The 6,492-nt window shown below is 67.6% G+C and carries 5 protein-coding genes; 2 read left to right on the top strand and 3 right to left on the bottom strand.

The annotated features are described in order from the left end of the window. From CH341_RS36250 to CH341_RS26450, 3 genes are all read right to left on the bottom strand, one after another. On the bottom strand, positions 1-1,369 hold a 1,369-nt coding region (locus CH341_RS36250), incomplete at its 3' end, for a methyl-accepting chemotaxis protein (protein ID WP_111421953.1). Between the two features lie 579 nt (positions 1,370-1,948). Further along, positions 1,949-3,640 (bottom strand): methyl-accepting chemotaxis protein, encoded by a 1,692-nt coding sequence (locus CH341_RS26455; protein ID WP_111421952.1) that lies wholly within the window; start codon positions 3,638-3,640, stop codon positions 1,949-1,951. Between the two features lie 1,002 nt (positions 3,641-4,642). Further along, entirely contained in the window at positions 4,643-5,044 is a 402-nt protein-coding gene (locus tag CH341_RS26450; RefSeq protein ID WP_111421951.1) for a low affinity iron permease family protein, read from the bottom strand. 173 nt (positions 5,045-5,217) lie between these two features. Here CH341_RS26450 and CH341_RS26445 point away from each other — a divergent pair, with 173 nt between their 5' ends. Next, positions 5,218-5,910, top strand: a complete 693-nt coding sequence (locus CH341_RS26445) for a TIGR00266 family protein (protein ID WP_111421950.1) — start codon at positions 5,218-5,220, stop codon at positions 5,908-5,910. 20 nt (positions 5,911-5,930) lie between these two features. After that, positions 5,931-6,431: a hypothetical protein gene (locus CH341_RS26440; protein ID WP_146604632.1), complete on the top strand. Its 501-nt coding sequence runs from the start codon at positions 5,931-5,933 to the stop codon at positions 6,429-6,431. The last annotated feature ends 61 nt before the right edge of the window (positions 6,432-6,492 follow it).

Raw genomic sequence — 6,492 nt, 5'->3', positions numbered from 1 at the left:
TCTCGCCGGTCGCCTTGCCGGTCTGGGCGGCCAGCGCCTTCACCTCGTTGGCGACGACGGCGAAGCCCTTGCCGGCCTCGCCGGCGCGCGCCGCCTCGATGGTGGCGTTGAGGGCCAGGAGGTTGGTCTGCTCGGCGATCGCCGTGATCAGCTTGACCACGTCGCCGATGCGGCTCGCTGCGACCGACAGTTCGCCGATGCGGGTGTCGGTCTTCTCGGCCTGCCGGACCGCCTCGCTGGCGATGCGGCTCGACTCCTGCACCTGGCGGCTGATCTCGTGCACCGAGGAGGCCATCTCGTTGCTGGCCGAGGCGACGCTCTGCACGTTGGTCGAGGCGATCTCGGACGCGGAGGCGACCCGGGTGGCGAGGTTTTGGGTGGTCTCGGCCGTGCGGGTCAGCGTGCCGGCGGCGGCCTCGAGCTCGGTCGAAGCGGACGACACCGTCTCGATGATCTCGCCCACCGCGGCCTCGAAGCCGTTGGCGATCTTCGTCATCTCGGCCTTGCGCTCGTGCACGGCGCGCTTCTCGGCCTCCTGCTGCTCGCGCTGCATGCGCTGCTTGTCGAGGCCGTTCTGCTTGAACACCAGGGCCGCCTTGGCGATGTCGCCGACCTCGTCGCCACGCTCCGAGCCGGCGATGTCGATCGAGAAGTCGTCCTTGGCGAGCGTCTGCAGGCTCGCCACCGAGGCCGCGATCGGCCGGGCGATGCCGAACTGGCCGATGAAGAAGCCGAGCGCCAACGCGCCGAGGATGCCCACCGCCGCCACCGTGATGATGGTGTTGCGGCCGTTGGTGGCGGTGGCCTCGGCCTTGGCCGAGAGCTCCTTCACCTGCTTGCCGAGTTCGGTGAAATATTCGCGGGTGCGGTCGCGCGCCTTTTCCTGGGCGAGGCGACTGGCGACGGCCTCCTTGCCGAGGCGCTCGAGCTGCTCGGCCGTGGGCGGGCTCGACATCTTGCGCACCACGTCGATGGTGACGTCGAGCTCCTTCATGTAAGTGTCGGCGAGCGGCGTGAACTCGGCGACGAAGCGGCGGTCGAGCTCGGTGGTGGCGAGACTCTTCAACTGGTCGAGCCGCTCGCCGAACTGCTTGCGCTCGCGATCGATGCGGCCCAGCGCGTCCTGGATGACGTCGGGGCGCGGCTGCGCGTTGATCCGGTACTCGGCCCGGTTCATCGCCAGCATGTTGATGTTGAGCTGCGACGACAGCGTGTTCTTGGCGCCGGCCGATGCCGCCTGATTGCTGACGTCGTGCAGGGTCGCGAGCGCGTCGAGCGCGATCACGCTGATGATCACGGCGGCGACCGCGAGCAGGGAGATCACGGCGAGAAGTTTCGGCAGAATGCGGATTCGAGACAGGATGGACATCGGTGGTCTCCAGCGGGCGCGCAGGTGTTTTCGCGGCCGCGAGGCCGCGTCGATCGGGACCGTCGTCCGAGCTTGCGGACACCGGGACGAGATGGATTCCAGGCTGCGTCCGCCGATGGACCGGGGGGAGCAGCTTACGCGGGCGGCACGAGGGGTGCCTGGCGGCGGCCACGAAGGTGCGAACGTACGGCCGTGGAGTCAGTTCTGATTCAAATCATTTAAAATTCGATTTCAACGAACAGACACTTACGGCCTGACGGCGCGTCTCCAGTATTCGCCAGGACGATACATTCGTATTAGTCGAAAACCTGCGAGCGACGGCGGACGCGCCGAGCAGGACGCACACCCCACCCGAAGGTCGCGGTTTTCTCAGAAATCAGATTAGCCGCATCGGCAGGATCGCCTGTCTGGCGAGAGCCGGGACGAGACAGCGTCAGTATTTCGACGGAGTGTGGCCGAGTGCGCGACGGCGCGCCCCGGGCAAAAAAAGCCCGGGCCGTTCTGGCCCGGGCGAAGGACATCGGGGTCGTGAGATCGGCGGTTGTGGCCGCTCTGTCGAAGACCGCGCCGGTGGGGCGGTTACGCGGCCCGGATCGTGTTCAGGAACTTGCCGACCTCGAGCTTGAGGCGGTTGCTCTCGCTCGACAGCGACTGCGCCGAGGACAGCACCTGGGAGGAGGCCGAGCCGGTCTCGGCGGCGCCGCGGTCGACCTCGGTGATGTTGGTGGCGACCTCGGTGGTGCCGGACGAGGCCTGCTGGACGTTGCGGGCGATCTCGTTGGTCGCGGCGCCCTGTTCCTCGACGGCGGCCGCAATCGTCGCGGCGATCTCGGCGATCTTGCCGATGGTGCCGCCGATCTCCTTGATGGCCGTCACCGAGTCGCTGGTCGCCGCCTGCATGGCGCCGATCTGGCTGGAGATCTCGCCCGTCGCCTTGCCGGTCTGCGCGGCGAGCGCCTTCACCTCGTTGGCGACGACGGCGAAGCCCTTGCCGGCCTCGCCGGCGCGTGCCGCCTCGATGGTGGCATTCAACGCCAACAGGTTGGTCTGCTCGGCGATCGCCGTGATCAGCTTGACCACGTCGCCGATGCGGCTCGCCGCCACCGACAGCTCGTTGATGCGGGTGTCGGTCTTCTCCGCCTGCCGGACCGCCTCGTTGGCGATGCGGCTCGACTCCTGCACCTGGCGCGAGATCTCGTGCACCGAGGAGGCCATCTCGTTGCTGGCCGAGGCGACGCTCTGGACGTTGGTCGAGGCGATCTCGGACGCGGAGGCGACCCGGGTGGCGAGGTTTTGGGTGGTCTCGGCCGTGCGGGTCAGCGTGCCGGCGGCGGCCTCCAGCTCGGTCGAGGCGGACGACACCGTCTCGATGATCTCGCCCACCGCGGCCTCGAAGCCGTCGGCGATCTTGGTCATCTCGAGCTTGCGCTGGGCGGCGGCACGCCGGTCCTGCTCGGCCTTCGCCTCGGCCTCGGCCCGGGCCTTCTCGGCCGCCTTGATCTTGAACGCCTCGACGGCGCCGGCGATGTCGCCGATCTCGTCCTTGCGGCCGAGCCCGGCCAGCACCACGTCGAACTTGCCGTCGGCGAGCTGGCGCATGCCCCCCGTGAGATCCGTGATCGGCCGCGCGATGCCGTACTGCGCGACCAGGAAGGCGATCACCAAGGCGATGCCGACGCCGCAGCCGATGATCAGATAGGACGTCATGATCGCGCCGGCGCTGCTCTCGGAGAGCTTTTCGGTGCCCGATTTCATGGCATGCTCGATCTCGACCGCATAGCCGGACGCGCTCTCCATCACCTTCTGCAGCGGCGGGTCGATCGTGGTGCGCAGCAGCGCCGTCGCCTCGTCGTTCTTGTTGGCCAAGGCGAGTTCGACCACCGGCTTGCCCAGGTTCGTGATTCTGCGGATTTCGGTCTCGATCTGCTGGTAGCGCGTCGCCATGCCGGGGAGCCGCGTCTTGATGAGCTCGGCCTGCTCGATCGCGAAGGCCGCGGCCTTGTCGATCTGGGCCGGCAGCTTCTTCATCTCCTCGTCGCTGGTCTCGGCGATGAGGCGGTAGAGATACATCTCGTACTGGTAGAGGCCGCGATTGAGGCGGGCATTGGCGGTCCGGGCCGTCGCCTCGGCGCCGAGGAACTTGGAGTAGCCGGAATCGATCGCGTTCATCTGCTGGCCCGAATACCAGGCGCCGAAACCGGCGACCGCGGCGAGCAGAAGGATGACGCCAAGGATCTTCGGGAGGATCCGAATTCTGGATAGGAACGACATGGATGGTCTCCAGCAGACGCGCAGATGCTCGCGCGGCCGCCAGGGCCGCGTGAAGCGTGGGCCGGTTCTCCGCTGTCGCGGATCCGGAACTGAGTGGATTCCAGGCTGCCCTCGGCGATCGGCCGCGGGATCAGCGTACGCGTGCCGGGCACGACGGGTGCCGGCGAAAGCAGCCTCGAACGAGAAACAGGTAAGGCCGTAGTCTCAGTTCTGATTCAAATCATTTAAAAATCGATTTCATCGAACAACCATATACAGGGCGACGGTCGCTTTTGGAGTATTCGTCGACTCGATACATTCGTATTAATCGACGACCTGCGCGCGTCGCTCGCACAGGCAGGGCGGTCCGCTTCTCACCCGAAGGTCGTGGTTGCTCGCCAGATCGATTGGCCGGTTCGATCACTTGATCGCCCGGAGAAGGCCCGGACGTGACCGTGTCGGTCGTTCGATCGATCGTGGCCGGGGACCCGCGACCGGTCGCCGGCCGACAAAAAGGCCCGGGCCGTTCTGGCGACGTGGCGTCGAGGGTCGACACCGCGCTGTAGATGTCAGCGCGTCGCGCCGATCACCACGCAGATCGCCGTGAATACCGCGGCGAGTTCGACCCACATTCGGAGCCGATGATCCACGACATTGCAGTGACACTCTGATGCCCCGGGTGCGGAGAATGGAACCGTCGTGTCTCCCGGACAGGCCTTGGGAGCGTCCGGGAGTTACTTCGCACGCTCGACGCGGAGCCATGCGAATCACGATAGTGGTAAGATTTGCGGTCGCCGGATCATATTTGGGTCAATTGAATTAATACTTGTTTTCCCCCGTCGACGCCCCGCCATCCCAAGAACGACAGACGTGCGGAAGACCAAGCTTCGATCGGAAGTAATTACCCGATCGGATTAGCCCGTTGCACAAGAGGAGCGCGCTGCGGCCTGGCCGTTCAACTGTGGGGCGGCCGAGATCGACAGTCCGTGTACGTCGCCGAGAGGACGTTCGGCGTGTCGCTCGTCAGACCGCCCGCTCGGCCGCCTTGCGCGACAGCTCGCCGGCGCGGGTGACCGCCTCGTCGGCCGCCGCCTCGCAGCGCTTCCGGAAATGCTCCACCTCGTCCTGCGGCAGGTGCTCGATGCCGATGAACGTGTTGGAGGCGGCGCTGACCCGGATCAGCTCGTCGAGCTTCGCCTGGATCGCCGCGCCGTCGCGGTTCTGGGTGTTCTGGATCAGGAACACCATCAGGAACGTCACGATGGTGGTGCCGGTGTTGATGACGAGCTGCCAGGTGTCGGAGAAGTGGAACACCGGCCCGGAGACGGCCCAGGCCAGGACAACGAGGCAGCAGATCACGAAGCTCGCCGCGTTGCCGGCGACGCGTGCGATCAGATTCGAGAACCGGGTGAAGACGGCGTCCATGGGATCACTCCCGCAGCATTCCGACACCTCAACGGCTTGCGCGCGCCGGAGTTCCTGCTGGTACGACCATGCTTTTCGCGCCGATCGATAAGATTTGACTCGTGTGGGAAGCACGTTTTTGGGACCGCCCGGCTAGTCTTCGCGCACATCCTCGCAACCGCACGGACCCGGCAATGCAATCCAAGATCATCGGCACGACACTTCCGGTTCTCGAGATCGCGCTCGACGCCGGCGACGCCGTCGTCGGCGTCCCCGACCAGCTCTCCTGGATGTCGGGCGACATCACGATGACCACCTCGATGGGCGGCGCCGGCGGCGGCGGCGTGTGGGGGCTGGTCAGCCGCGCCGTCTCGGGCGGCGGCCTGTTCACGACGCGGTTCGAGGCGGGGCGCGGCTCCGGCCTGGTCGGCTTCGCGGCGCGCCTGCCCGGCGCCATCATGGAGATCGAGGTGACGCCGGACCGCACCATGCTGGCGCACCGGCACGGCTTCGTCTGCGGCACCCCGGGCATCGAGATCGCCACGGCGGCGCAGACCGCGCTGGGCGGCCTGTTCGGCGGCACCGGCTTCCTGCTCCAGCGCATCGGCGGCAGCGGCACGGCGTGGATCGAGCTCGGCGGCGAGATCGTCACCTACGGGCTGGAGGCCGGCCAGAGCCTCCTGGTGCATCCGGGCCATGTCGGCATGTTCGAGCAGACCGTCGGCTTCGAGATCACCACCATCAAGGGCATCCGCAACGCGCTGTTCGGTGGCGACGGCCTGTTCCTGGCGCGCCTCACCGGTCCCGGCAAGGTGTGGCTGCAGACGCTGACCACCGAGGGCCTCGCCCACGCGGTCGCCCCCTACCTGCCCGCCAAGCGGGGCTGAGAGACCCGAGGGAGACGAACGTGAGAGACATACGGACGACGATGCTGGCGGCGGCCGCCCTCGCGGCGCTGGCGCTGCCGGCGCAGGCGCAAGGCGCGCTGCAGGGCGCCTGGCGCACCGACGGCGGCTGGCTCACCGAGCTGCGCAGCCATCCGGACGGCGCCAAGGTGTGCTCGACCGGAAAAGCCGGCCAGACGCCGCACACCTTCGGCCTCACCATCGTGCGCAGCGGCCCCGAGACCGTGGTGATGGTGGTCGACCAGACGCAGCCGCCGGCGCCCGGCGTCGGCGAGATGAGCTTTTCCCAGAACGGGCGGGTGGTCGACACCATCCCGGTCCAGGTCACCGGGCCGGCGGTCGGCTCGCGCGACGCGCGTGGGCCGGAAGCGGGGCGGCTGATCTCCCGTCTGTCGCCGGGGCCGACCACGATCGCGGTCGGCGACCGCCGCTGGGAGCTCGACCTCGCCGGCCTCCCGGCCGCCCTGGCCGAGCTCGACCGCTGCCTCGACAAGGCGAGGTGAGGACTCCTTTTCCGACCTTCTCCCGAGGGGAGAAGGACTCTCACCCGACGCGCGGCCGCGC

The sequence above is a fragment of the Rhodoplanes roseus genome, from assembly GCF_003258865.1.
Lineage (GTDB): Bacteria > Pseudomonadota > Alphaproteobacteria > Rhizobiales > Xanthobacteraceae > Rhodoplanes > Rhodoplanes roseus.
Note: the sequence above shows the minus strand (reverse complement) of the source record. Positions and strands in the feature narration are given on the sequence as shown.